Source organism: Nocardia inohanensis NBRC 100128, assembly GCF_001612945.1.
In the GTDB taxonomy this organism is placed as follows: Bacteria; Actinomycetota; Actinomycetes; order Mycobacteriales; family Mycobacteriaceae; genus Nocardia; species Nocardia inohanensis.
This window is the reverse complement of the sequence record NZ_BDBK01000001.1, coordinates 545,006-568,684: the sequence shown is the minus strand read 5'-3', so window position 1 is coordinate 568,684 and position 23,679 is coordinate 545,006. Positions and strand designations below refer to the sequence as shown.

The 23,679-nt window shown below is 67.0% G+C and carries 27 protein-coding genes; 13 read left to right on the top strand and 14 right to left on the bottom strand.

The annotated features are described in order from the left end of the window. Nucleotides 1–4 precede the first annotated feature (4 nt). Nucleotides 5–844, bottom strand: a complete 840-nt coding sequence (locus NI1_RS02790; protein WP_067813714.1) for an SDR family oxidoreductase — start codon at nucleotides 842–844, stop codon at nucleotides 5–7. Nucleotides 845–990: 146 nt separating this feature from the next. Here NI1_RS02790 and NI1_RS02785 point away from each other — a divergent pair, with 146 nt between their 5' ends. Further along, nucleotides 991–1,320: a plasmid stabilization protein gene (locus NI1_RS02785; protein WP_067813712.1), complete on the top strand. Its 330-nt coding sequence runs from the start codon at nucleotides 991–993 to the stop codon at nucleotides 1,318–1,320. An 83-nt stretch (nucleotides 1,321–1,403) separates the two neighbouring features. Continuing rightward, nucleotides 1,404–2,294, top strand: coding sequence for a SigB/SigF/SigG family RNA polymerase sigma factor (locus tag NI1_RS02780; RefSeq protein ID WP_067813710.1), 891 nt, complete (start codon nucleotides 1,404–1,406; stop codon nucleotides 2,292–2,294). Here NI1_RS02780 and NI1_RS02775 read toward each other — a convergent pair. Beyond that, entirely contained in the window at nucleotides 2,221–2,535 is a 315-nt protein-coding gene (locus tag NI1_RS02775) for an STAS domain-containing protein (RefSeq protein ID WP_067813709.1), read from the bottom strand. The two genes, NI1_RS02780 and NI1_RS02775, sit on opposite strands and share 74 nt — an antisense overlap. A 155-nt stretch (nucleotides 2,536–2,690) precedes the next feature. Continuing rightward, the gene (locus NI1_RS02770) at nucleotides 2,691–3,035 is read right to left on the bottom strand and encodes a MerR family transcriptional regulator (protein ID WP_067813707.1); all 345 of its coding nucleotides are present in this window, start codon (nucleotides 3,033–3,035) and stop codon (nucleotides 2,691–2,693) included. Between the two features lie 115 nt (nucleotides 3,036–3,150). Here NI1_RS02770 and NI1_RS02765 point away from each other — a divergent pair, with 115 nt between their 5' ends. Then, nucleotides 3,151–3,768, top strand: a complete 618-nt coding sequence (locus tag NI1_RS02765; RefSeq protein WP_084522488.1) for a PAS and ANTAR domain-containing protein — start codon at nucleotides 3,151–3,153, stop codon at nucleotides 3,766–3,768. A 13-nt stretch (nucleotides 3,769–3,781) separates the two neighbouring features. Here NI1_RS02765 and NI1_RS02760 read toward each other — a convergent pair whose 3' ends face one another. Continuing rightward, a complete protein-coding gene (locus NI1_RS02760) occupies nucleotides 3,782–4,399 on the bottom strand; it encodes a TetR family transcriptional regulator (RefSeq protein ID WP_067813704.1) in 618 nt (205 codons plus the stop codon). A 97-nt stretch (nucleotides 4,400–4,496) separates the two neighbouring features. Between NI1_RS02760 and NI1_RS02755 the strand changes: the two genes are divergently transcribed. Then, the gene (locus NI1_RS02755; RefSeq protein WP_067813703.1) at nucleotides 4,497–5,279 is read left to right on the top strand and encodes an SDR family NAD(P)-dependent oxidoreductase; all 783 of its coding nucleotides are present in this window, start codon (nucleotides 4,497–4,499) and stop codon (nucleotides 5,277–5,279) included. A gap of 51 nt (nucleotides 5,280–5,330) precedes the next feature. Here the strand turns inward: NI1_RS02755 and NI1_RS02750 are convergent, their stop codons facing one another. After that, entirely contained in the window at nucleotides 5,331–5,744 is a 414-nt protein-coding gene (locus NI1_RS02750; protein ID WP_169815528.1) for a helix-turn-helix domain-containing protein, read from the bottom strand. A 214-nt stretch (nucleotides 5,745–5,958) separates the two neighbouring features. Here NI1_RS02750 and NI1_RS02745 point away from each other — a divergent pair, with 214 nt between their 5' ends. Then, nucleotides 5,959–6,342 (top strand): Rv0313 family protein, encoded by a 384-nt coding sequence (locus NI1_RS02745; RefSeq protein ID WP_067813699.1) that lies wholly within the window; start codon nucleotides 5,959–5,961, stop codon nucleotides 6,340–6,342. Between the two features lies 1 nt (nucleotide 6,343). On the opposite strand, the gene NI1_RS02740 is transcribed toward NI1_RS02745, so the two are convergent. From NI1_RS02740 to cax, 3 genes are all read right to left on the bottom strand, one after another. Continuing rightward, entirely contained in the window at nucleotides 6,344–7,726 is a 1,383-nt protein-coding gene (locus NI1_RS02740; protein WP_067813697.1) for a DoxX family protein, read from the bottom strand. Between the two features lie 113 nt (nucleotides 7,727–7,839). Then, the gene (locus NI1_RS02735) at nucleotides 7,840–8,730 is read right to left on the bottom strand and encodes an alpha/beta fold hydrolase (RefSeq protein ID WP_067813695.1); all 891 of its coding nucleotides are present in this window, start codon (nucleotides 8,728–8,730) and stop codon (nucleotides 7,840–7,842) included. A gap of 107 nt (nucleotides 8,731–8,837) precedes the next feature. Beyond that, nucleotides 8,838–9,923 (bottom strand): calcium/proton exchanger, encoded by a 1,086-nt coding sequence (gene cax, locus NI1_RS02730; RefSeq protein ID WP_067815157.1) that lies wholly within the window; start codon nucleotides 9,921–9,923, stop codon nucleotides 8,838–8,840. Nucleotides 9,924–10,068: 145 nt separating this feature from the next. Here cax and NI1_RS02725 point away from each other — a divergent pair, with 145 nt between their 5' ends. Next, entirely contained in the window at nucleotides 10,069–11,055 is a 987-nt protein-coding gene (locus NI1_RS02725; RefSeq protein ID WP_067813693.1) for a TIGR03557 family F420-dependent LLM class oxidoreductase, read from the top strand. A 107-nt stretch (nucleotides 11,056–11,162) separates the two neighbouring features. On the opposite strand, the gene NI1_RS02720 is transcribed toward NI1_RS02725, so the two are convergent. Further along, nucleotides 11,163–11,933 (bottom strand): MBL fold metallo-hydrolase, encoded by a 771-nt coding sequence (locus NI1_RS02720; RefSeq protein WP_067815154.1) that lies wholly within the window; start codon nucleotides 11,931–11,933, stop codon nucleotides 11,163–11,165. 93 nt (nucleotides 11,934–12,026) lie between these two features. Between NI1_RS02720 and NI1_RS02715 the strand changes: the two genes are divergently transcribed. Together NI1_RS02715 and NI1_RS02710 are read left to right on the top strand one after the other, a co-directional pair. After that, on the top strand, nucleotides 12,027–12,950 hold the full coding sequence (locus tag NI1_RS02715; protein WP_157534917.1) for an AraC family transcriptional regulator: 924 nt from the start codon (nucleotides 12,027–12,029) through the stop codon (nucleotides 12,948–12,950). A gap of 142 nt (nucleotides 12,951–13,092) precedes the next feature. After that, complete coding sequence (locus NI1_RS02710; RefSeq protein WP_067815151.1) at nucleotides 13,093–13,425, top strand: hypothetical protein; 333 nt, start codon at nucleotides 13,093–13,095, stop codon at nucleotides 13,423–13,425. Nucleotides 13,426–13,465: 40 nt separating this feature from the next. On the opposite strand, the gene NI1_RS02705 is transcribed toward NI1_RS02710, so the two are convergent. Beyond that, the gene (locus tag NI1_RS02705; RefSeq protein WP_067813689.1) at nucleotides 13,466–14,467 is read right to left on the bottom strand and encodes an NADP-dependent oxidoreductase; all 1,002 of its coding nucleotides are present in this window, start codon (nucleotides 14,465–14,467) and stop codon (nucleotides 13,466–13,468) included. 121 nt (nucleotides 14,468–14,588) lie between these two features. Between NI1_RS02705 and NI1_RS02700 the strand changes: the two genes are divergently transcribed. The 5 genes from NI1_RS02700 (at nucleotide 14,589) to NI1_RS02680 (ending at nucleotide 20,562) form a co-directional block, all read left to right on the top strand. Beyond that, entirely contained in the window at nucleotides 14,589–15,239 is a 651-nt protein-coding gene (locus NI1_RS02700) for a TetR/AcrR family transcriptional regulator (protein WP_067813687.1), read from the top strand. 489 nt (nucleotides 15,240–15,728) lie between these two features. After that, entirely contained in the window at nucleotides 15,729–16,697 is a 969-nt protein-coding gene (locus NI1_RS02695) for an enoyl-CoA hydratase/isomerase family protein (protein WP_067813686.1), read from the top strand. 7 nt (nucleotides 16,698–16,704) lie between these two features. Next, nucleotides 16,705–17,652, top strand: coding sequence for an alpha/beta hydrolase (locus NI1_RS02690; protein WP_067813684.1), 948 nt, complete (start codon nucleotides 16,705–16,707; stop codon nucleotides 17,650–17,652). A gap of 12 nt (nucleotides 17,653–17,664) precedes the next feature. Continuing rightward, the gene (locus tag NI1_RS02685; protein ID WP_067813682.1) at nucleotides 17,665–19,197 is read left to right on the top strand and encodes a class I adenylate-forming enzyme family protein; all 1,533 of its coding nucleotides are present in this window, start codon (nucleotides 17,665–17,667) and stop codon (nucleotides 19,195–19,197) included. 60 nt (nucleotides 19,198–19,257) lie between these two features. Further along, nucleotides 19,258–20,562, top strand: a complete 1,305-nt coding sequence (locus NI1_RS02680) for an NtaA/DmoA family FMN-dependent monooxygenase (protein ID WP_067813680.1) — start codon at nucleotides 19,258–19,260, stop codon at nucleotides 20,560–20,562. A 38-nt stretch (nucleotides 20,563–20,600) separates the two neighbouring features. On the opposite strand, the gene NI1_RS39055 is transcribed toward NI1_RS02680, so the two are convergent. From NI1_RS39055 to NI1_RS02665, 4 genes are read right to left on the bottom strand one after another with little or no spacing between them, the layout of a single operon-like run. Beyond that, a complete protein-coding gene (locus NI1_RS39055; RefSeq protein ID WP_245663033.1) occupies nucleotides 20,601–21,059 on the bottom strand; it encodes an MFS transporter in 459 nt (152 codons plus the stop codon). Between the two features lie 24 nt (nucleotides 21,060–21,083). Further along, complete coding sequence (locus tag NI1_RS39050) at nucleotides 21,084–21,833, bottom strand: MFS transporter (protein WP_245663032.1); 750 nt, start codon at nucleotides 21,831–21,833, stop codon at nucleotides 21,084–21,086. 26 nt (nucleotides 21,834–21,859) lie between these two features. Next, nucleotides 21,860–22,645 (bottom strand): ABC transporter ATP-binding protein, encoded by a 786-nt coding sequence (locus NI1_RS02670; protein WP_067813678.1) that lies wholly within the window; start codon nucleotides 22,643–22,645, stop codon nucleotides 21,860–21,862. After that, complete coding sequence (locus tag NI1_RS02665; protein ID WP_245663031.1) at nucleotides 22,642–23,637, bottom strand: FecCD family ABC transporter permease; 996 nt, start codon at nucleotides 23,635–23,637, stop codon at nucleotides 22,642–22,644. The genes NI1_RS02670 and NI1_RS02665 overlap by 4 nt, the downstream gene beginning before the upstream one ends. Nucleotides 23,638–23,679 lie beyond the last annotated feature (42 nt).

Genomic DNA, 23,679 nt, shown 5'->3' with positions numbered 1-23,679 from the left:
CGGCTCAGAGAATAGGCCGCCCGCCGGTAACCGCCACCCGCGCGCCGGACATGTAACTGCCTTCGTCACTTGCCAAAAGCACATACGCGGGCGCGAGTTCGGCCGGCTGCCCGGCCCGCCCCAGCGGGGTGTCGTCACCGAAGGATTCGACCTTCTTCTCCGGCATGGTCGATGGGATCAGCGGCGTCCAGATCGGCCCCGGCGCAACACTGTTCACGCGAATGCCCCGCGGCCCCAGCAACTGCGCCAAACTGGCCGAGAGATTCGCGATGGCGGCCTTGGTGGCGGCATAGGGCGCCAGCGTCGGCGAGGGCATATCCGAATTGACCGACGAACTGGCGATGATCGACCCGCCCGCCCCCATATGCGGCAGCGCCGCCTTCACCAGCGTGAAGTACGCCGACACATTGACTTTGAAGGTGTAGTCGAATTCCTCGTCGGAGATCTCGTCGAGGTCCTCGTGGGTCATCTGATAGGCCGCATTGCTGACCAGGATGTCGACCCGCCCGAATTCCCGTACCGCCGTATCGATCAGCGCCCTGCACACCGCGGCATCGGACAGGTCCCCCGGCGCCAGCACGATGCGCCGCCCCGCGTCCTCCACCAGCTTGCGAACGGCCTCGGCGTCGGCGTGCTCGTTCAGATACGACAGCACGATATCGGCGCCCTCGCGGGCATAGGCGATCGCGACGGCCCGGCCGATCCCGCTGTCGCCGCCGGTGATCACCGCGATCTTGCCGGTCAATTTCCCCGAACCGCGATAGCTGTCCTCACCGCAGTCGGGGACCTGGCGCATCTGCTCCTGCACTCCGGGCGGTTCCTGTTTGCGTTCGTCGAACCCCATGACTGTGCTCCTTTCCGATGCCTGCGGTGAACACTCCGGCACATAGCCGAAAACGGCCTGGTTAATCCCGGCCCACGCTGCGAGTTTGCCGACCGCACGGCCGGGTACCGCCGCGATAACGCCGTACAACCATCAGGAGGCACGTCATGCCGAAGGAATGGACAGCCAAACAGGAACGGCAGTACAAGCACATCAAGGATTCGGCCGAGGAGCGCGGGGAGAACACCGACCGGGCCGAGGAGATCGCCGCTCGCACCGTCAACAAGAACCGCGCCCAGCAGGGCCAGACCAAGACCGCCAGCCGCAGCTCCATCAAGGACAAGTCGCCGCAACAGCGCGGCGGGCAGCGCTCCGGGAAAAGCGGTCCCAAGGGCCTGACCCGCGATCAGCTCTACAACGAGGCCCGGCAACGCAATATCGAAGGCCGGTCGAAGATGAACAAAGCCCAGCTCGCGCGAGCGCTGGGCCGCTCCTGACCGGCCGCCACGGGTTTCCTTCCGGGCGGCCTGGGTATTGGCCGAGGTACGCCAATTTCATTGTCCCGGTTGAGGAAAACGATATGTCGCATGAGAACGCAGCAGTGTCCGGCAGCACCGAACGTCGAAGAGGCGGCGATTCGTACGACAATATCGAGCCCTGGCTGGACAAACTCGCCGCCCTGGAGGCGGGCAGCGCCGAGCACACGCGGCTGCGGGCGGAGGTCATCGGCAAGTGCATGCCGCTGGGCGCGCACATCGCGCGCCGCTATGCCGGGCGCGGCGTCGAATTCGAGGATCTGAATCAGATCGCGGCGGTCGGGGTGGTGCTGGCGGTCGACCGGTTCGATCCGGGCAACGGCGCGACCTTCCTGGCGTATGCCATTCCCACCATCATGGGCGAGGTCAAACGCTATTTCCGCGACAGCACCTGGGCGGTGCGGGTACCGCGGCGGCTCAAGGAGCTCCAGCAGCGGCTGACCACGGTGATCCCCGATATGTCGCAGCAACTGGGCCGGCAGCCGACCGCCCGGGAGCTGTCGGAGGCGACCGGCGCCGAGCTGACCGAGATCACCCAGGCGCTGATCGCCGCCAACAGCTACACCACCGAATCCCTGGACACCCGGGCCGCCTTCGATGACGAGGCCGACAAGCCGCTGGCGCCGGTGGACGGCCTCGCCGTCGAGGATCCCGGCTACGACCTGATGGAGGAGTCGATCATCGCGGGGCCGTTGCTCGCGGACCTGCCGCCACGCGATCGCGCCATCCTGGTGATGCGCTACGGCCAGGACAAGACGCAGACCGAAATCGCCGCGGTACTGGGAATTTCACAGATGCAGATCTCGCGGATCCTCGCCCGCATCCTGCGCGATCTGCGGGAGCGGGCGGGATCCGCGCCGATTACCGCCGGATGCCGAAATCGTCGCCCAAGCCCGCGACCACGAGCAGCCGCTCGACGCAGTGCGATCCGATGATCCACATCGAAATCTGCTGCGCGGCAGCGTAATCGCGCGCCTCGACCAGGGCCCGCAGACCCGCGACGCCGAAGAAGGTGACCCGGGTCAGGTCGACGATGGCGGGCTCGCCGGAGCGTAGCGCGCCCAGGAGCGTGCTCCGGAACCCTTCGACGGTCCGGATATCGATTTCACCGGCGATCACGCAGGTCGGGGTGGCGCCGGTGGCGGACACTCGACTGGTACTTCGGAAATCGGTCATGATCAGGACCTCAGCCCATGTGTGGCGCCCGGCACGCGGCCGTACGCCGACGAAACGCCTCCACGGTGCATCCGCGAGACTGGGCAGACTGCTCGACCCTGTCGGAAGAGTGCCCGTTTCCGGCCCGGTTCACACCTCCGGCGTGCCGGTGCTATTCAATTTTCTCGCCGTAAGCGCTGGTTGTCGGCTTCCAGTCGCCGATTGTCCGCGTGCAGCTCGGAATTGGCGTCTTCGAGCTCGAGAATGCGGCCGATCGCGGCCAGATTGACCCCTTGCTCGACCAATCGGCCGATGCGCCGCACCCGGGCCAGGTCGTCACCGCTGTAGCGGCGGGTGCCGCCGGCGCTGCGGGCGGGGGCGAGCAGGCCGTGTTGTTCGTACAGCCGCAGGGTCTGAGCGCCGATGCCGGTCAGTTCGGCCACCACCGAAATGCTGTAGACCCCGCGCGTCGCGTCGGGTGGTGACCCCTTCTCATGTGAACGTTGCTGCGATCCCGACACCACCGATCCTTCCTCGATCCGAACAGACTCCACTCACAGTCTTGCACCCATCTTTCGGTGGTGCTATAAGAAATCTGTTCTTTTGGGCATAGATATCCTAACCGAGGGGCAGGCGATGACCCGCACGCAGACCGGAAGCTTCCGTTTCTGGTTCGAGTCCCGGCGCTGGGAGTGGTCGCCGGAGCTGTACCGGATGCACGGGTATCTGCCCGACGAGATCGAGCCGACCACCGAACTGCTGCTGGCACACAAACATCCGGACGACCGCGAGCACGTCGCGGCGGCCATCGCCCGTTCGATCGATCATGGCGAACCGTTCTCCAGCCGGCACCGCTTCCTCGACGCGGTCGGTACCGAGCACACCGTCATGGTGGTCGCCGACCGCATTCTGGACGAGGTCGGAAACCCCGTCGGCACCACCGGTTTCTATATCGACCTGTCGGGCACCATCGCCGACGCCGAACGCGATGTGCTCGATCAACGCCTGCCGGATCTGATCGCGGCGCGCGCGGTCATCGAACAGGCCAAGGGCGTGCTGATGCGCATGTACGGCATCAATGCCAATCAGGCGTTCAAGATCCTGACCTGGCGCTCGCAGGAGACCAACGTCAAATTGCGCACGCTCGCCGAACAATTGATCCGCGAACTGCCGACCGTGCCCGCCGCCGCCCCGGAGATCGTGTCGTTCTTCGACCACCTGCTGCTCACTATCCACGAGCGCGTCGAGCAGTAGCCGGCGGACGAGGTCACCAGGTCGAGGTGATCCGGGCGAGGCAGGTATCGACGACGTCCGCGGCGGAGCCGGCTCGATCGCCCGCCGCCCAGAGCTCGGTGGCCAGGCGGACGGCCGTATTGGCCATGGCGGCGGCGAGCGCGACATCGAGATCGTCGGCGGGGCGGCCGGTGCGGGCGGCGATGATGGGGATCAGCTGGGTTTCGCAATCGTGTTGCACGCGTAGCCAAGTCGCGCGCAGCGCGGGAAGCTGGGTGGCGGCCCGGACCAGCGGGCGCAATCGGTTCTCCGCGATACCCTCCGCGGCCAGCGCGCCCGCGGTGGCGGTGCGATAGGACCGGCCCAGCGCCTCGCGCAGTGGAAGTTCGGGCGGGCACGCGGCCAGTTCGTCCGCCCACGCCTGGGTGCCGATGGCCAGCAGCGGCGCGACCACATCCTCCTTGCCGGCGAAGTAGCGGTAGAAGGTGCGCAGCCCCATCCCCGCGGCCGCCGCGATCTCCTCGACAGTCGTTGCGGTGTAGCCGTTTTCGATGAACAGGTGCGCCGCGACCATCGCCACCTGCCGGCGGGTGGCGGCGCGGCGGGTCTCGCTCAGCGCCGGACGCCCGGCGCGATTTCGCTCGCTGCTCATCCGGGCACTGTACCGAGGGCGAAAACATTTGATGGCGCGGAGTGCCATTTTTGGCATAGTGTGACAGAAACTAGCTCCACCGATCAGGAAGTGATCCATGAACCGTCTCGAACAGCGCCGCATTCTGGTAACCGGCGCCGGATCCGGCATCGGCCAGGCCACCGTTCTCCGACTGCTGTCCGAAGGCGCGATCGTCGCCGGCGCCGACGTCAATACCGAGGGCCTCGAGTTGACCCGCAAGCAGGCGGCCGAGGCGGGCACCGACGGGCGGCTGACCACCCTGGAAATGAATATCGGCGCCGAGGCCGAGGTGGTCGCGGGCGTGGCGAGCGCCATCGAATCGCTCGGCGGGCTGGACGCATTGGTGAACGCGGCGGGCATCCTGCGGGCCGCGCACACTCACGAAACGTCCCTGGAACTGTGGAACCAGATCATCAACGTCAACCTCACCGGTACCTTCCTGGTGATCCGCGAGGCGCTGCCGGCGCTGCTGGCCAACCCGCGCAGCACCGTCGTCAACTTCAGCTCCACCTCCGCCAATTTCGCGCACCCGTACATGGCGGCGTACTCGGCGAGCAAGGGCGGCATTCAGACGCTGACCCATGTGCTGGCCTTGGAGTACGGCAAGCAGGGGCTGCGCGCGGTGAGCGTCGCGCCGGGCGGCATCAAGTCCGGCATCACCGATGCGACCCCCGGCTACCTCCCCCAGGATTCCGACTGGTCGTTGTTCGGTCGCCTGATCGCGGTACTGCCGCAGGACAATCCGGAGGAATTGGCCGGACCCGAGAACGTGGCGGGCGTCATCGCCATGCTGGTCTCCGACGACGGCCGCTTCATCAGCGGCACCGAGATCCGCATCGACGGCGCGGCACACACGTAGCAATTCACAAGGCCCCGAACGGGATTCCGGCCGGGGCCTTGTTCCACACCGTCAGCCCGCGGCGCCGACCAGTGTGGCCGCCGTACCCTTCAGGATGCTGTCGGCGGTACCGGCCGGCCATTCCAGCGCCGTATCCAGCTTCTCCAGCACATCCGCGGCCGGGGACTCCATCAGGCAGCGTTCGATCTGGCTGATCGCGCCGGCGGCCGGACCGCCCTTGCGCGCCACATCCGCCTGCGTCCAGCCGTTTTCCTTACGGCGCGCCTTCACCCGCTCCGCCAGCGCCTTGATATCCGGCTCGCCCGCAGCCGCCGGAGCGACCGCTGCGGCCACCGGCTTCGGCGCCTCCGCCGGCTTCGCGGCCACCGGTTCCGGCTGCTTCTTACCCTCGGGACGCGTCTTACCGGAAGTCAGCAGACCCTGAGTGATGAGCCTGGACCGCTTCCGCCTACCCATTTTCGCCATACACCGCTCCTCGATCCACAAATCCAGCCTTCGCTGAAGCACCGGATAGGTTGCCACATGTTCGCGAGAATCCCGGATCTTGCCCGAGTGTCGGCGCGCCACCGCGATTCGACGCCGCATTCGTCCCATCCGGCGCGACGCGAACGTGGCGCGGGGCCGACCGCGCGAGGACACTGGGGGCGAACGCTGGATTCGGCCGCGGGAAGAAGATGCGATGGCAACCAATGGACCTTTCGGAATCGACCCGGAGGATTTCGAACGCGCACTGCGCGAGGCCGGAATCGAGATGCGGGACCTGCTCGGCAAAGCCGCCGAATACGTCGACCGCACCAGCCTGAACACCCTCGCCGGGCTGCTGGGGCAGTTCGTGCAGCCGGAACGGCCGCGCACGGCCAAGCCCGAGGGTGACACCGCCGGCGAGACCGGCAGCGGGGTATGGGCGATCTACACCCTCGACGAGGACGGCGGGGCCAGGGTGGATCAGGTCTTCCCGAGCGAACTCGAGGCCCTGCGCGCGCACCGCGACAATACGGACGCGACCCGGCGGGTGCGGTTCCTGCCCTACGGGGTCGCCGTAAGCGTGCTCGACGCAACCTAGTTCAGCGATTGTAGGGCTGCTCCTGCACCCAGCTGAACCCGCGCTCCAACAGCGGGAACGACTCGGTATCGAGCTCGGTGAAGGAGGCGTGGATGCGATGCCCGTCGTAGTCGTCGGCATCGATGATGATGCGGCCGGGACCGGGCCACCAATAGGTGAGCCGCACATGCACCGGCGTCTCCTCGTAGGTGCCCAGGGCGATCCGGTGATGCAGGTCGATGAAGTGCCGCTTCGGATCGATGGTGCCGCCGTACATCTCGAACGAATCATCCATGTGCTGAATGGTGAGCACCACCGGATCGGAGACATGGAAGGGCCGATCGACAACGACTCGCCGCCAACGCAATTCATCGGTCAGCAGCGGATCGCGGGCATAACCCTCCGAAGAGAAGCCATCCACCTGATAGATCCCGTACAGCTCGGGCACCGGGTTACGCCACTGCCGCCAGTTCTGCGCACCGATCAAACCGAACAGCGTCACCCCCACCACCAGTTGAGCGATCAGCGCGATCCGGTCAGCCCGCGCGGAATCGAACAGCGGATACGACCGGATCGCGGGCGCGGCGCGGTCGGAGAACAACACCACGGACAACCGTCTGGCATGCGGCGCCAGCAGAAACAGGCTCAACAGCAGAAACTGCGCCGACACCGTCTTCAACCGAATGTCGTAGGTCATGTTGAGCAGGAACACCTGCGTCATATCCACCGCACAGAGCAGCGCTCCCGCCGTAGCCGCCCGCGGCACCACCAACAGCACCCCCGCCAGCAATTCCGCCACCCCGAGTGAGATCTGATACGGCGTGGACACACTCACCTGCGACCACAGCACCCCCTCCGGACTGAAATTCCCGAACGGCTCCACCAGCCTGTTCAACACGAACGGCATCTGCGTCGGAATCGCCTTGGCCATCCCGAAATAGAACATCGCGATCGCCAGCACGAACCGGAACCCCACCCGCGACCACCCGTACAGCCGCGTATACCGCAGCCGCCGCCGATCCAGCACCGACCACACCCCCGTGGCCGCCACCGCGATCACCACAATCAGAAACAGCGCCGTCCACTGATACGCGCTGTCGCTCCCCACCTGCGTACTCGTCACCCGCAACCCCAGCACATGAGTGGCCGCCCACTCGATCGGCGTCCGCGCCGAGGTCAGCACATCCAGCACCGACGCCCACCCCGCGTCGATCCCCATCCCCGCCAACAGAATCGGCACCATCCCCAGCACCCCGGCCACTCCGAAGAGCCCGAAATAGCAGACTCCGAAACGAAATCCGATACGAGTCGCCGGCCGCCACCCTTCGGCACCCTCCTGCCCGCCGGGTTGCGGTGTCGTGTCGTCCGACGACTCGGCCACCTCGGCCACACCCGTCTCCGCCATCGGATCCTCCCCACCTCGCGCACGCCGTGCGCCGACCGTAGGTGCGGGACCTTAAGAACGACCGTGTAGTTCGCTTATCGCAGCGCGACATGCGGAGTCGGCCAGGTTTCGGGTCAGTCGCCCGCCGCGCCGCTCGCCGCGAAATGCTCGATCAGCAGGGCGGCGACCGGCGCGGGCGCTTCGTCCGGCAGCCAGTGCGAGACACCCGGAACCACCTCGAAGCGGAACGGGCCGTCGACATAACGGCCCGTGAGCCGCGGACCGTGTTCGAGCACCGCGGTATCGCCGTCGCTCCAGAGCTGTAGTACCGGTACCGCGACCCGGGCGCGCAGCATCCGAGGTGAGGAGATCGGCATGCCTCGATACCAATTGAGGCCGCCGCGCGCGATCACCCTGTCGCGCAAGCGATCCGAGTCACGCAGCGCCACTGCCGGGGATTGCCCGGTCTGCTTCAGCATCCGGCGGAACAGCCCGGTGCGCACCATCAGTTCGGGCAGTACGGGCAGCTGGAAGACGTACATGTACCAGGACGCCATCGACTGCCGAGTGGTGACCATGGCCCGCGCGAACGCGCCCGGATGCGGTACCGAAAGCGCTGCGAGCGAAAGCATTCCGGAGTGTCCGGCCGTCGCGGCCGCCCAGCCCGCGGCCGCGCCCCAATCGTGGCCGACCACGTGCACCGGCCGGCCGATCTGCTCGACCATCGCCAGCACGTCACCGGCGAGTTCCTCGAGCCGGTACGCCCAGCGTGAGCGCGGGGACGCCGTGGCGCTCGCTCCGCGCAGATCGGGCGCGAAGGTCCGGTACCCGGCTTCGTTCAGCAGCTCCGCGACCTCCGCCCAGCTGCGCGAATCCTGCGGCCACCCGTGCAACAGCAAGACCGGCGTGCCATCGAGCGGCCCGGTGTCGAGCACCGGAAAAACCAGGTCACCGCGCCGGAACGCGGTGATCCGGCCCGGATCGCTCGACACCCCATCCGGCTCGCGAACGGATACATCGGTCATCGTCGACACCCGCACCTTCAGTGGTCGCTGCAATACCGGTTCAGCGTGTCACACCACCGCTGTTTCTGCTACCCACCGTCACAGCAATTCTTCGGCTGCATCGCCGGTCAGCCCCACCAGAATGCCGTCGCCGTGATCGCGTACAAGGTGACCAGGGCCGCGCCTTCGAGCCAGTTGGAGTCGCCGTCGAGGACCACCACCACGGTCACTACCACCGCCAGCAGCAGGGACACCAGGAGCAACGGCGGTAGAACGAGGGTGAAGGAGGCGCCGACGAGTGGAGACAGCAGGACCAAGGCGGGGGCGACCATCATGGCGATCTGGATCGGGCTCTGGAGGATGACCGACAGGGCGTGGTCGGGCTGGTTGCGGTAGGCGAGCTGGATGCCGACCACGTTCTCCACCGCGTTGCCGGCGATGGCGACGATCACCAGACCGGCGAAGGCTTGGGAGATGTGCAAGGAATCCATGGCCGGGGTGAGGGCGGCGACGAACCAATCCGATACGAAGGCGGCCGCGACTCCGGTGACGGCGAGCATGGTGCCCGCCAGCCACAGCGGCCAGCGCGGCTCCGAATGTTGCGGGGGCGCAGGCTTTTCGGACTCGGCGGCGTCGGGCGCGGGTTGTTCCTGGCGTTTCATCGCGGCGGGCAACGACAGGCCGAACAGGAGCAGCAGCAGCACCGAGACCGCGATCGACAGGGTGCGCTCATGGCCGGCGGCGGGCGTGTGCAGTAAGGCGGTGAGCGCCGGAATCACCAGGGCCGCAACGGAAAGCGTCAACATCAGGGAAAGCCGGCGGGCCGCGGCGCTGTCGAAACGCTGAACCCCGTTCTTCACGCCACCCGCGATGAACGCCAGCCCCAGCACCAGCAGCACGTTGGCGAGGATCGAACCGACGATCGTCGCCGTCGCCACCTCGTACAGCCCGCTCTTCAACGCGAACAGCACCACGAACAGCTCCGGCAGATTCCCCAGCGCGCTCTGCACCACCCCCGTGGCTCCGGCCCCCAGCCGCTCCCCCACCTGCTCGACACTGCGCCCCACCAACGCGGCCAGCAGCGCCAGCGCGACCCCGGAGGCGGCGAACGGCACGACCGTTCCCCCGACCTCCGCATAGTTGGTGACCGCGGCTCCCGCCACCACCACCCCGGCCAAACCGATGAGCCGCACGTCCGATCGTGAAAAGACCATGCGCACGATCATCCCTCCGTAAGGCCCGCCCCGCGCCGCAACACGATCGGAAGCCGCCGCCGACACGCTTCGCGCTCACCCCGATAACTCGGCCGAAGACGGGTAGCCGAGAAGTATCTGCCCGACCGACCGGAAGGACGCCCCAGTGACCCGATTCGGATACACCCTGATGACCGAGCAGAGCGGCCCCCGAGAACTCGTCTCCTACGCGGTCGCCGCCGAAGCCGCCGGCTTCGATTTCCTGGTCAGCAGCGACCACTACTCGCCCTGGCTCGAGGAACAAGGCCACGCCCCGCACGCCTGGACCACTCTCGGCGCCGTCGCCCACGCGACCAGCCACATCCCGATGATGACCTACGTGACCTGCCCGACCATGCGATACCACCCCGCCGTGGTGGCCCAGCAGGCCGCGACCCTCCAGATCCTGTCCGAAGGCCGTTTCACCCTGGGCCTGGGCAGCGGCGAAAGCCTGAACGAGCACGTCATCGGCGCCGGCTGGCCCGGACTCGACGAACGCCAGGACCGCCTCGCCGAAGCGATCGAGATCATCCGCGACCTGCTGTCCGGCGGCACGGTGAGCCGCCACGGCCACTGGTACCGCGTCGACGCCGCCAAGATCTGGGACCTGCCCGACCACCCGGTGCCCATCGCCGTAGCCGTATCCGGCCCGCGCTCGATAACCCGATTCGCCCCGCTGGCGGACCAAATGATCGCCACCGACCCCGAACCGGATCTCGTCCGATCCTGGCACCAGGCCCGCCCCGATCAACCGGCGTCGTCTCGCGTGACCGGCCAGCTCCCGATCAGCTGGGACACCGACCGCGACAAGGCAATCCAGCGCGCCCACGAACAATTCCGCTGGTCCTCCGGCGGCTGGGATGTCAACTCGAACCTCCCCACCCCCGCCGCGTTCGCCGCCGCCACCCAGTTCGTCCGCCCCCAGGACGTCGCCGAATCGATCCCCTGCGGCCCGGACCTGGACGCCATCGTGTCCGCCGTCCGCCCCTACCAGGAAGCAGGCTTCACCGACATCGCCCTCGTCCAGGTCGGCGACGAACTCCAAGAGCAGTTCCTGTCCGAAACCGCCGCACCCCTGCTGGCGAAACTCCGTGCCTCCGACAGCAATTCGTAACCTGGTGAGCGGGCCCGCGAGCCGAGCATGCTGTTCAGGCGAAGGTAAGGCGCTTCAGGCGGGCGAAGCGGTCGCGAGTGTAGTCATGTAACTCCTTGCCGGGAATTTTATGATCGAGAACGCGGCTCGGTCGCGTCAGCCCGTCGGACCTCCGGGCGGTCACGGGCCGGGAGCCTGTCGAGGCGGCGTTGCTCGCGGCGCGCCCATCGGCGGACTCGAGCTGCGGGCAGCGGTGCACCGTGGCCGACGTATACCGTGGTCGGGCCGAGGTCGAGCATGGCGTTGAGGCTTGCCAGGTTGCGGCCGCGGTCGTCGTGGAAGGGTGGGTTGGCCGGTGCGCTGAGCAGGCCGAGGAAACGGCCCGCGATCAGGTCGGCGGCGATCAGGTCGCCGTCGTCGGTGAGCACCGAGATCGAGCCCGGGGTGTGCCCGGGCGTGGGCAGGATCCGTGCGGCGACTCCGTACTCTCGGAGTGTCGTGGGGCCGTCGAGGATCACGTGGGGGACGAAGGGCTCGGTGTGGGCGTGCGGCACAGGGGTTTTCCCGAACAGCCAGCCGAAGGGGCCGGTCGGCACCAACGGTTTGGCGATGCGGCCCTGCTGGTAGGCGCCGAGATCGCCGGAATGGGCGATGATCGGCGCATTGGTCGTTCGGTGCAGGAACGCCGCCGAACCGAAGTGGTCGATGTGGCCGTGGGTGACGACGATCGCGGCGATGTCGGAGGGGCGGATGCCGAGCGCTGCGGCCCGCTCCAGGATCTTGGGGCCGGTGCCGGGCACACCGGTGTCGATCAGGACTGGGCGTTCTCCTTGCAGGAGAAAGGAATTGACGGTCCGCTTGCCGACGGCCGGCAGCGAAAACACGGTGGTTGAACGCATGTCCACACGCTATTCCGGCCCAAGGTGAGACGAACATACCTGTGTGTTCTACTTTCATGCTCGTTCGTCTCACCGCGGGGGTAAGGTGCCGCTGTGGATGTCCTTGCCGACGTGCTTGCCGCAACGAAGATGGGCGGCACGGTTGCCGCGGTGGTCCGCGCAGGTCGCGCCTGGGGCATCCGTTTTCCCGAATTGCCCATCGCCGCTTTCCATTACGTCGTCGAGGGCGAATGCTGGTTGCGGCGGGAGGGCCGGCCGCCACTACTGCTCAGCGCGGGTGATCTCGTGCTGCTCCCCCAGGGCGCGGGCCATGTCATGGCGAGTCATCCGAGTGGGCCGACCACCGAGTTCGATGTGCTCGCGGAAGAATTCGGCTCCGGCCCGGCCGTTGTCATGGATCTGCCCGGTCCGGGACCGACAGTGCGGATCGTCTGCGGCGGATATCGCTTCGATGCGCATTCGTCCCACCCCATGGTGCGGCTGCCGCCCGTGCTCTGGCTTGAAGACCTCGCCACCCAACGACGCGACGTCGCCGAGGTGCTGCGCATGCTCACCACCGAACTCAGCGACCCGCACCCGGGCGCACTGACCATCGCCGATCGCCTCGTCGACATACTCTTCGTTCATATCCTTCGGCATTGGGCAGCCGGTGACGGCGTCACGCTCGGCGGACCCGCGTGGCTGCACGCCTTGGCTGACGAACCCGTCGCGGCCGCGGTCAGCCTGATGCACCGATCGCCCGAACGAGCATGGACCGTGGCTCTCCTCGCGAAGGAGTGCGGCCTCTCGCGGGCAACCCTGTACCGGCGTTTCACCCTCCTGGTCGGCGAACCGCCGCTGACCTACCTCACTCGCTGGCGCATGGAGATCACCGCCCGCAAGCTTCGAGATTCCGGCGACTCCCTCTCCGCGATCGCCGAAACCGTCGGCTATACCTCGGAATTCGCCCTGTCCAAAGCCTTCAGCCGCTATCACGGCATGGCACCCAGCCGCTACCGGGCCGCACATCGCCGATAGCCGGCCTGTAACGCGAAACCATCGGATTGTGACTTACATCACGTAAGGGTGGTGCGTGGCGGCGCGCCGCGTCCTGCCGAATTTCGAATTGTGCGTGGGCCTGTCAGGGTCGGGGGCTTCGAGCCCCACGCTGGAGGTCGTGATGGGTTCGTTCAAGAAAATGCTGGTGAGCCTGTCGGCAGCTACGCTGCTCGGCTCCGGAATCGTGATGGGCGCCGCGCCCGCGCAAGCGCAGCCGTGGCAGCCGGAATGCGCCGCGTATCCGGTCAACAACACTTCGGCTTACTCGGCGTGCTACTGGTTCGGGTGGCACCACGTGAAGATCGAGTGCCGGTATTGGTGGGGATGGTTCGGCAGCAGCTGGGCCACCTACGAACGCCGCGGTCCGGAGGCGTGGGGCGCTCAGCAGTCCTGGGCGCACTGCGATACCCCGGGCACACTGCTGCGATGGGAGGTCGTGACCTATGGGTGGTAGGTCATAACCGGCGATTCGGCAGCAAGCTACCGCATTCACCTCAGTCGAGCGTGACTACGACCTTGCCGGCCTTGACTTTTCCGCTCTCGACATGAGCCATCGCGTCGAGGGTTCGATCGAACGGGAAGGTCGAGTCGAGGACCGGACGGAGATGGCCCGCGTCGTAGAGGGCGCCCAGCTCGCGCAGCTGAGCGCCACTGGCCCGCATGAAGAAGAACGAGTAGCGCACACCGAGTTTCTTCGCAGCCCCGCGTACCTTTCGGCTCAGGAACGACATCACGAGCTTGAAGGGCGCGGGGGCGCCGAGCTGCTCGGCGAATCGGGAATCGGGCGGGCCCGTGACGCCGATCGCCAGGCCGCCGGGCTTCAGCACGGTGAGCGATTTCAACAGGTTCTCGCCGCCGAGCGAATCCAGCACGAGATCGTAGCCGGAGAGGATTTGTGAGAAGTCCTGCTTGGTGTAGTCGATGACGATGTCGGCACCGAGATCGCTGACGAGTTCCGCGCGGGCGCCGCTCGCGGTGGTCGCCACCTGCGCCCCAAGGTATTTGGCGAGCTGGATCACGGTCGATCCGAGGCCGCCGGCGCCCGCGTGCACGAGAACCTTCTGTCCGGGCTGGAGCTGAGCCTGCTCGACCAGGATCTGCCAGGCGGCGAGCGCGACCAAGGGGACGGCGGCGGCTTCGTGCGCGGTGAGCGACGCCGGTTTCGGCGCGACGTCGCTCTCGTCGATGGCGATGTACTCGGCAAAAGTGCCGATGCGCAGATCGCGCGGGCGGGCGTACACCTCGTCGCCGACCTCGAAGTCTCGGACGCCCGCACCGACCTCGGTCACCACACCGGCGACATCGTGGCCGAGCACGAAGGGGGTCTTGTACTTCAGCAGCTGTTTGAACTCACCGTCGCGGACCATTTTGTCCAGCGGGTTGATACTCGCGGCCCGCACCCGGACCAGGACGTCGTTCGCGCCGACCTGCGGCTCGGCGATCTCGGCCGCGCGGAGGCCGTCTTTGCCGTACTTCGCGACGACGAATGCCTTCATGTCCGTCCCTTCCTCGGAGTGCCGACCAGCATTACTATAACTTCGTTATCTCGCGGCGCGCAAGGCGGCCTATAACCTCGTTTCAGATATCTGATCGTTCGAAGACGGAGGTGCCCGTTCCATGCCGAAGCCCAGCAAGGAACCGTCAGCCCGATTGACTCCGGAGCAGATCGTCGAACGGCTGGTCGCGGCGGCCACGAAGATGCTCGCGGAGCAAGGGCCGACGCAGATCAAGGCACGAGCCGTCGCCGAGGCCGCCGGGATGTCGACCATGGCGGTCTACTACCACCTCGGCGGATTGCCGGAGCTGTTCCAAGCCGTGGTCGATCAAGGGTTCCGAGACCTCGGCCGAGCCCTGGTCGCGACGCCCCCGAGCGAGGATCCGGTCGCCGACCTCTTCGCCATGGCGCTGACCTATCGCCGCTTCGCACAAGACAATCCGCACTTGTACGACCTGATGTTCGGACTCTCGACGCGCGGCAGCTATCGCCCGCTGCAAACCTCACATGCGGGGGCGAGCGGACGGTCCCCCGACTTTCAAGCGGCCTATACGCATTTGGTCGACGCCTGCGCTCGACTCGTCGACAGCGGCCGCGTCCGCCGCGAACAGGATCCGGAGTCCATCGCCACCCAGCTCTGGAGCTGCGTGCACGGTTTCATCATGCTGGAAGCGGGCGATCATTTCGCCCAGATTCCCAATCCCGTAACCCAGATCTTGCAGCCCATGACGGTGAATCTGCTTGTCGGCCTGGGCGGCAACGTCACGGCATAGCACGCCGGCACTCGATCGGAAGGGTGCTCGCGAGACACTCTTGCCAGCACGCGACGCCCCACCTCGATCACACCCGCGGGCACGTCCCGGTGGTCCCATCGGCCCTGTCGTTCCTGCCGTTGCCCGGCATGTCCCCCTACGGCGCGAGCAAGCACTCGCACGCCGCCGCAGCCGCGTGTACGTACCGCGAGCCGCGGCCGCCACCAACTTCGCGAAAGAAATCCTGAATTCACCGATGGCGTGGCCTTGGACGAAACGCTTTGCGGCCAAGTCGGTTCCGACTTTGGAACGAGAGATCGACGCACTGGGTCGACAGGAGCAACTCCTGCCGGGAGCAGCACCTCGGGATTGACGGCCGCGGTATCACCCCGGCTATTGCCATACTTCCTGTAACTTCGTTATGCTTGTTCTGTAACTTCGTTATTATCAGCACGGCCGGCCCTCGCTCGGCCCGCCGATTCCAAGAATGCTCACCCCGGAGGCAGAGCGATGAGACAACACACCAAAGGGCATCTCGATATCGAGGACCGCGGCTCCGTTCTGATCGCACGCGTCGACGGCGGTCCGCACAGCCTGTTCGGGCTCGAGATCTCCAACCAGCTGGAGGCACTGGTCGATCGCGCGGACCGCGACCCGAACGTGCACGCCGTCGTCTTCACCGGCGCGCGTCCGGGGCGGTTCGTGAGTCACGCCGATGTGCGCTGGCTCCAGGAGGGCGGCGCGGCGGTGCCACCGGTCAACCGGTTCGGCGCCGCCGTCGTCGCCCGGACGGCCAAGAACGTGGACCGGGCCCGGGTCCTCGAGCCACTGGTGAACCGCACCCCGCTCGGGCCCGCGGTCGAGCTCGAGCGGTTGCACTCCACCTTCGTGCGGATGAACCGCAGCGGCGTCGTCTTCGTCGCCGCCCTCAACGGTTCGGCCCTCGGCCTCGGCGCGGAGTTCGCCTGGGCCAACGATATTCGGGTGATGGCCGATGGCGACTACTTCATCGGCCAACCGGAAGTACTCCTGGGCATCATGCCGGGCGGCGGCGGCACCCAGCGCCTGACGCGACTGATCGGAACACACCGGTCCCTGGTCGCGATCCTCGAAGGTAAGCCGTTCACGCCGGCGCAGGCTTTGGCCAACGGAGCCGTCGACGACGTCGTCCCCCAGGACCAGGTCATCGAGCGGGCGGTCGAACTCGCAGCGCATTTCGGCTCCCGGACGAAGAGATCGGTCGAAGCCATCAAGCGCGCGGTGTATTTCGGCGGGTCGATGTCGCTGACCGAGGGCCTGCACGTCGAGCGCACCGAGTTTCTCGGCACCGCGCTGTCGCGGGAAGGCCAGCAGCTGATGCTCGACTACCTGGCGAGCACCGAGGCCGACGGTGAACTCCCCCTCTACAACCCCGATATCTACAAGCAAGCGCTCGAAGACGGCATCGTTCCCGGGCGTCGCTCGACAAGCGGTAGGTGAAACAGCTATGACTGGTGCGAAGTCCTTCTCCCGTCAGGACGTCTTCTTCACTTCCGGCGATACCCATTGCGCCGCATGGCTTTACCTTCCCACCGGCGTCGTCGCCCCACCGGTCGTGGTGCTCGGACATGGTCTCGGCGCGACCCGCGAGATGCGCCTGGATGCCTTCGCCGAGCGTTTCGCTCAGGCCGGCATCGCCTGTCTGGCCTTCACCTACCGGCACTTCGGTGACAGCGGCGGCGAACCACGCCAGCTGCTGTCGATCAAGCGGCAGCTGGCCGACTGGGATGCCGCGATCGACTATGTGCGGGCCCGTCGTGACGTCGACGGCACCCGGATCGCGGTGTGGGGCAGTTCATTCGGTGGTGGCCATGCCATCACGGTCGCGTCGCGCCATCCGGAACTGCGGGCGGCCGTCGCTCAGTGCCCGTTCACCGACGGCCTGGCCTCCGCGGTCGCGCTCGGCCCGGTCGCCACGCTCAAACTGGCTCCGGTACTCGCACGCGACCTGACGGCGATGCTGCTGGGCCGTGCCCCGGTGACGATTCCGCTGGCCGGCTCCCCTGGTTCGCTGGCCTTGATGCACGCACCCGACGCGCTGCCCGGCTATCAGGCGTTGATTCCCGCCGGGATGACGTTCGTGAACGAGGCCGCGGCGCGGGTCATTCCGACCATCGCCGCATATCGGCCGGGGCGGTCGGCGAAGAAGGTCACCATCCCGATCCTCTTCTGCGTCAGCAACACCGATAGCGTCACACCACCCGCGCAGACGCTCCGATACGCGAAACCCGCACCACGGGGCGAGATCAAAACCTACGACGCCGGTCATTTCGATTTCTACCTCGGCGATGCCTTCGAGGCTTTGGTCACCGATCAGATCGAGTTCCTGACCCGTCACCTCACCAGGCCACTCACACCGGTCGGCTCATCGTCGAATCGGGTCGAATCGAAGTAGGTAGATCCCGCGATGAAATTTGCCTCGCTCCCCGACCACCGCGCGGACCTGGACCCGCACGGTCCCGCGGTCGCCGACCGTTCGCAGTCGCTCACCAATATCCAACTGCTGGAGCGTGTTCGGGCCGCCGCTCATCATCTGGTGCAGTTCGCAATCGGCCCCGGTGACGTCGTGGCGCTCCGGTTGCAGAATCGCGTCGAGTTCGTGGTTCTGCTGTTCGCGGCTTGGCGGCTCGGCGCCGCCGTCACACCGGTGAACCCGAGCCTGACCGACACCGAGGTGCTGCGCCAGCTCGACGATTCCGGCGCCCGCTTGATCGTCGTCGAGGATGACGTCCTCTCGGTGGGTGGTGTGCCCGCTCTGGCGGCGCACGACCTCTCGACTGTTGTACCCAGGGAAGACTATGAGCCGCAATCGGATTCGTCCGCGCTGGCCCTGCTCATCTACACCAGCGGCACGACCGGCGTACCGAAGGGCGTGATGCTCGACCACGCCAATCTCGACGCGATGACGGCCATGGGGATCGCGGCCCTGGATATGAAACAGCACGATCGTGGCCTGCTGATCCTGCCGCTGTTCCACGTCAACGGCATCGTAGTCAGCATCCTCACGCCACTGCTGGCCGGAGCCAGCGTCGTAATTGCCGGCCGGTTCGATCCGCACACCTTCTTCGACCTCGTCGAGCGAGAGCGCCCCACCTTCTTCAGCGGCGTACCGACGATCTACCGCATGCTCGCCGCGCTCCCGCCCGAAATCCGGCCCGACACCACATCATTGCGATTCGCGATCTGCGGCGCGGCACCGGCCTCGGCCGAATTGCTGAACCGCTTCGAAGCCCGGTTCGGGTTCCCGCTCGTCGAAGGTTACGGACTCTCCGAGGGCACCTGCGGCTCAACCCTCAACCCGCTCGACGGACCTCGGCGCGCCGGGACGGTGGGAATCGCCTTCCCCGGCCAGGAGATTCGTATCGTCGACGAGTCCGGAGCCGAAATGGCGACCGGAGCCGACGGGGAGGTCGTGGTGCGCGGCCCCAACGTCATGCGCGGCTATCTCGGCCGCCCCGAGGACACCGCCCGCGTCATCGTCGACGGCTGGCTGCACACCGGCGATATCGGCCACCTCGACGCGGACGGCTACCTGACCATCGTCGGACGTTCGAAAGACATGATCATCCGTGGCGGAGAGAACATCTACCCCAAGGAAATCGAGGATGTCCTGGCCGGCGATCCGTCGGTCCTGGAGGCCGCGGTGATCGGCGTCCCCGACGAAAAGTGGGGCGAGATCGTCGTCGCATACCTGCAACCGAAGCCGGGCACGACCATCGATCCGGCGGCGCTGAAGGACGCGTGCGGCCGGCACCTCACCCCCTACAAACGCCCGACTTCGTTCATCGTCGTCGACGCCATCCCCAAGAACGCGGTCGGCAAAATCGACAAGGTCGCGCTCCGCGCAGCCCACCGGAGCGACTTCCCCGTCCTGACAGCCGGTTCGGATCGCCAACCATCGCGCAGAACAGCCGCGAGCGGAGCGGTCGATGCGTGCTGACTCAGCTCTCGCTGATTACAACCGGTGATCAGCGGCGGCGGGCCGGTTAGCGTCGGCGGAATGGCCGACATCTCCGGAAACCGCCGCAAGCTGAAAATCGTTACGGGAGTGAGTGGATCGCCGGGCGTGTATGCCGCGGCGCTCGACCCGTCGCGGTCCACTCTCGCCGATGCGGTCGCCATCGCCGAGGTCGCGGAGGCCAACGGGTTCGATGCGCTGTTCGCCGCCGACCTGCTGAGCTTCGGGGCGCAGGGGGCGATCGGCGCGCAGGAGCCGTTGATATATCTGTCGGCGCTGAGCGCGGTCACCGAACGCCTGGGCCTGATCGCGACGGTCACGACCACCTTTCATCACCCGTACAACCTGGCGCGCTTGTTCGGCACGCTCGACCACGTCAGCAACGGTCGCGCGGCGTGGAATGCGGTGACCTCGTCGGTGGGCGAGGAGAACTACGGCGATCAGGACCTGCCCAGTCCCGAGGAACGCTACGCGCGCGCCGCCGAATCGATCGAGGTGGTCAACGCGCTGTTCGACAGCTGGCGACCGGGCGCGCTGACCACCGGCGCACACGGTGAGGTCGTCCTCGACGCGGACTCGGTGCGGCCCATCGAGCACGCGGGGCGGTTCTTCACCGTGCGCGGTCCGCTGAACATTCCGCCGCTGCCGCAGCGGCGACCGGTGCAGTTCCAGGCCGGGCAGTCCGAGGGCGGGCTCGAACTCGGCGCGCGGCACGCCGAAGTCGTCTTCACCTCACTCGCGACGCTCGAGGACGCGGTCACCTACACCAAGCGAATTCGGGCCCGCGCCGCCGAACTGGGACGCCCCGACGGGCTCCCGCTGATATTCAGCTCACTGCACGCCACCTATGGCGCGTCGGAGTGCGAGGTGCGGCGACTGGTGCGCGAGCGCGCGGAGGCCACCGACTTCGAAACCGGGCGGCGGCTACTCGAAGACATGCTCGGCGGCGAGGTGGACCTGTCGGATCTCCCCCTGGACAAGCCGATTCCCGACCATCGACTGCCCGAACCGGCTTCGGTCAACCGCCGCCGCGGCCGGGTCCAGATCTTCGCCGACCTTGCCCGATCCGGAAAAACGCTGCGCGAGTTGATCATCGCGGCCAAGGACACCGGCCACTGGGCCGCCGCGGGCACCCCCGAACAGCTCGCCGACGCGATCGAAGAACGCTACACCGCAGGCGTTCTCGACCTCATCGGCCTCGGCGGCCTGGACGACCCCCGCACCCGCGACTTCCTCCTCAACGGCCTGCTCCCGGAGCTCCGCCGCCGCGGCATCGCCGGTAACGGCCCGCACACCACCACCTTCCGGGAAAACCTGGAGCTCCCACCCCTGCCACGGCCGAACTGAACCCACGCGGCCGACGACCTCCGCGCACCACAGGTTCGTTACTCATCGAGTTCCTTTTCTAGAGGGAAGCCTCGGATTGCAAGGCGGAGTCCGATCGCTCCGGCGAACGGCAGGGCGGCGGCCACGATCCACGGGAGGACGGCGTGGGTGGATGCGGGCGGGGCGAAGTCGATAATCCGGCCGAGGACGATGGTGCCCACCAGCACTCCGACGCCGCCTACGGAGGCGAAGAATCCGAAGTAGGCGCCCGGCCGGCGGCCGTGCGACATTCTCGAGATCTGGTCTCGGACCGCGGGCATCGCGATCATCTGGCCGGTGGTGAGGGCGATGACGAACAGAGTGACCGGGAGCAGACCGAGGACTCCGGTGAGGGCGAAGGGCTGGGCCGCCGCTACCAGGACGAAGCCGGATCCGATCAGGGCGTAGCCCAGCGGGATAACGCGATGCGCGGCGACCGCTCGTAGACGCTCGGTGATCGGCAATTGAACGGTGACCACGAGAATCGCTGACAGCGCGAAAAGCTAGGCGACCGGTGATTGGGACCGCCATACGCGCTCGACTTCCAGCGGCAGCAGCAGGTAGAGCTGGTTGTAGGCGATCAGCTGGGTGCCGGCGAGACAGGCGAAGGCAAGAAAGCGCCTGTCTGCCAGCACATCTCGGATGCCTGCCGTCAAAGGTTCGGGCGCGGCCGTTGCCGATGGCAGCCAACGGTAGTGGGCGGCCAGGATGAAGCCGAACACCGCGGCAGCGGTGAGGCAGGCCGCGCGGAAGTCGACGAGCAGCAGCGCCGAGCCGAGCAGGGGGCCGGTGAAACTGCCGATCTGTCCGCACACGTTGAAGAGCGCGAACGCGGCAATTCTGGTCTGCCCACCGGCCCGTTCGCTTTCGCCGGCCTCGACCGCGACGGCGGATTCCACCGCGGGCGAGAACAGGGCCGCCGCGAATCCGGTGAAAGCTGCTGCCACGAGGACCATTTCGAGCGATTCGGCACCGGCTAGGCCGACGAATCCACCGATGCGCAGGGCGCAGCCCGCCAGCACGGTGGGACGGACGCCCCAGCGGTCGGCGAGCAGACCGCCGATGAAGAACATGCCTTGCTGGGCGAAGGTCCGCAAGCCCAGTACCGCGCCCACAACCGCTGCCGATAAGCCCAAGTCCTGGCTCAGGTGCACCGCGAGGTACGGGACGACCATGAAGAAGCCGATATTGAACGCGAGTTGGGTCAGCGCCAGCAACCGGACCACCGGCGTCGCTTCGGTCAGTGCGGACACGAGCGAGGCCGTATCGGACTGTCGCACTACAACTCCGGAACGGAGACCGCATCGGGTTCGAAGCGAACCGAGAGCCGGCGCTGCGGTCCCTCGATACTGACGTGCGCCCGGACACCGTAGACCTCGGCGATCAGCGATTCGGTGAGAACTTCTTCCGGAGTGCCGGCCGCGACCACTCGCCCGGCCTTCAGCACGAGCAGTCGATCGCAGAACAGCGCGGCCAGGTTGAGGTCGTGCAGCGCGACGATGCTGGTGATCGGCAGTCTCGCCACCAGTCCGAGGATTTCGAGCTGGTGCCGGATGTCGAGATGGTTCGTCGGCTCGTCCAGCAGCAATTCGCGGGGTTCCTGGGCGAGCGCCCGGGCGATCTGCGCGCGCTGGCGTTCGCCGCCGGACAGGGTGTGCCACAGGCTGTCGGCCTTGGCGGTGAGTCCGGTGTGGCGCAGCGCCGCCTCGACGGCCGCCGCATCGGCGCGCGCGTCTCCCCCGAAGGCTCCGCGGTGCGGAATCCGGCCGAGGCGAACGACATCGCGGATGGTGATGTCGATATCGGTGTCGGCGTGCTGGCCGACGACCGCCACCGCGCGCGCTATGTCTTTGCGCCTGAGCGTGGACAGCTCGGCGCCGTCGAGGGTCACGATGCCGGCGGTGGGGCGCGCGATGCCGTTCATCACGTGCAGCAGTGAGGATTTCCCGGAACCGTTCGGTCCGAGCAACCCCACCATCTCCCCCGGCTTCGGCTCCAGGGATACCCCGTCGACGACCAGCGCCCCACCGCGTTGCCAGCGAATATCACGGGCTTGCAATGTCATTGGATCTTCCTTCGCCGCGCCAGGATGAGAATGAACGCCGGGACGCCGACGAGCGCGGTGCCCACCCCTACCGGAAGCGGGGTGGGTGCGAACGCCACCCGCGATATCGCGTCCACCCACACCATGAAGATCGCGCCGATCAACGCGGTCACCGGGATGAGCCGGCCGTGGCGCGTTCCCACCAGGAAGCGCGCGGCGTGCGGCAGCACCAGGCCCACGAAACCGATCGCGCCCGCCACGCTGACCAGCGTCGCGGCGATCAATGCCGTGACGACCAGCAGCACGATCCGGGCATTCCGAACATTGATGCCGAGTGAGGCCGCGACCTCGTCGCCGAAGGCGAAAGCATCCAGGACATGGGCGTAGTGGAAGCAGATCACCGTCCCCACCGCGACCACGCTCGCGCACAGGGCGACGTCGTTCCAGCGCACGCCTTCCAGCGATCCGAGCAGCCAGAACATCACGCCGCGCGTTTCGTCGGAATCGGCGAAAGCGAAGATCACGAACGAGGTGAGCGCTGAAAAGAGCTGCGTCGCGGCCACTCCCGCCAGCAGGACCCGTTCGTTGCTGCCGCCGGTCAGCTGCGCCAGCAGCAGTACCAGACCGAATGCGAGCAACGCACCGACGAACGCGCCACCGGCCAATCCGAATGCGGCGCTGCCGATTCCAAGTACACCGACGACGACGGCGCCGGTGGACGCGCCGGAGGAGATGCCGAGCACGAAGGGATCGGCCAGGGGGTTGCGCAGCAGCGATTGCATGATGACACCGCAGATCCCGAGCCCGACACCACAGGCCGCGGCGACGAGCGTACGCGGGAGTCGTTCCTGCCACACGATCGCTTCCTTGGACGCCCGCACCGGAACATCGGCCAGGCCCAGGTGATTCAGGACCACGTCGCGAACATTCACCAGCGACACATCCGCGGGACCGAGCGTGATCGCGACCAGCACCGACACCACCAGCAGCCCGATGCCGACCGCGAGCAGCACGGTGAGACGAATCCGCTTCCCTCCGTTGGGATCCCGCTGTTT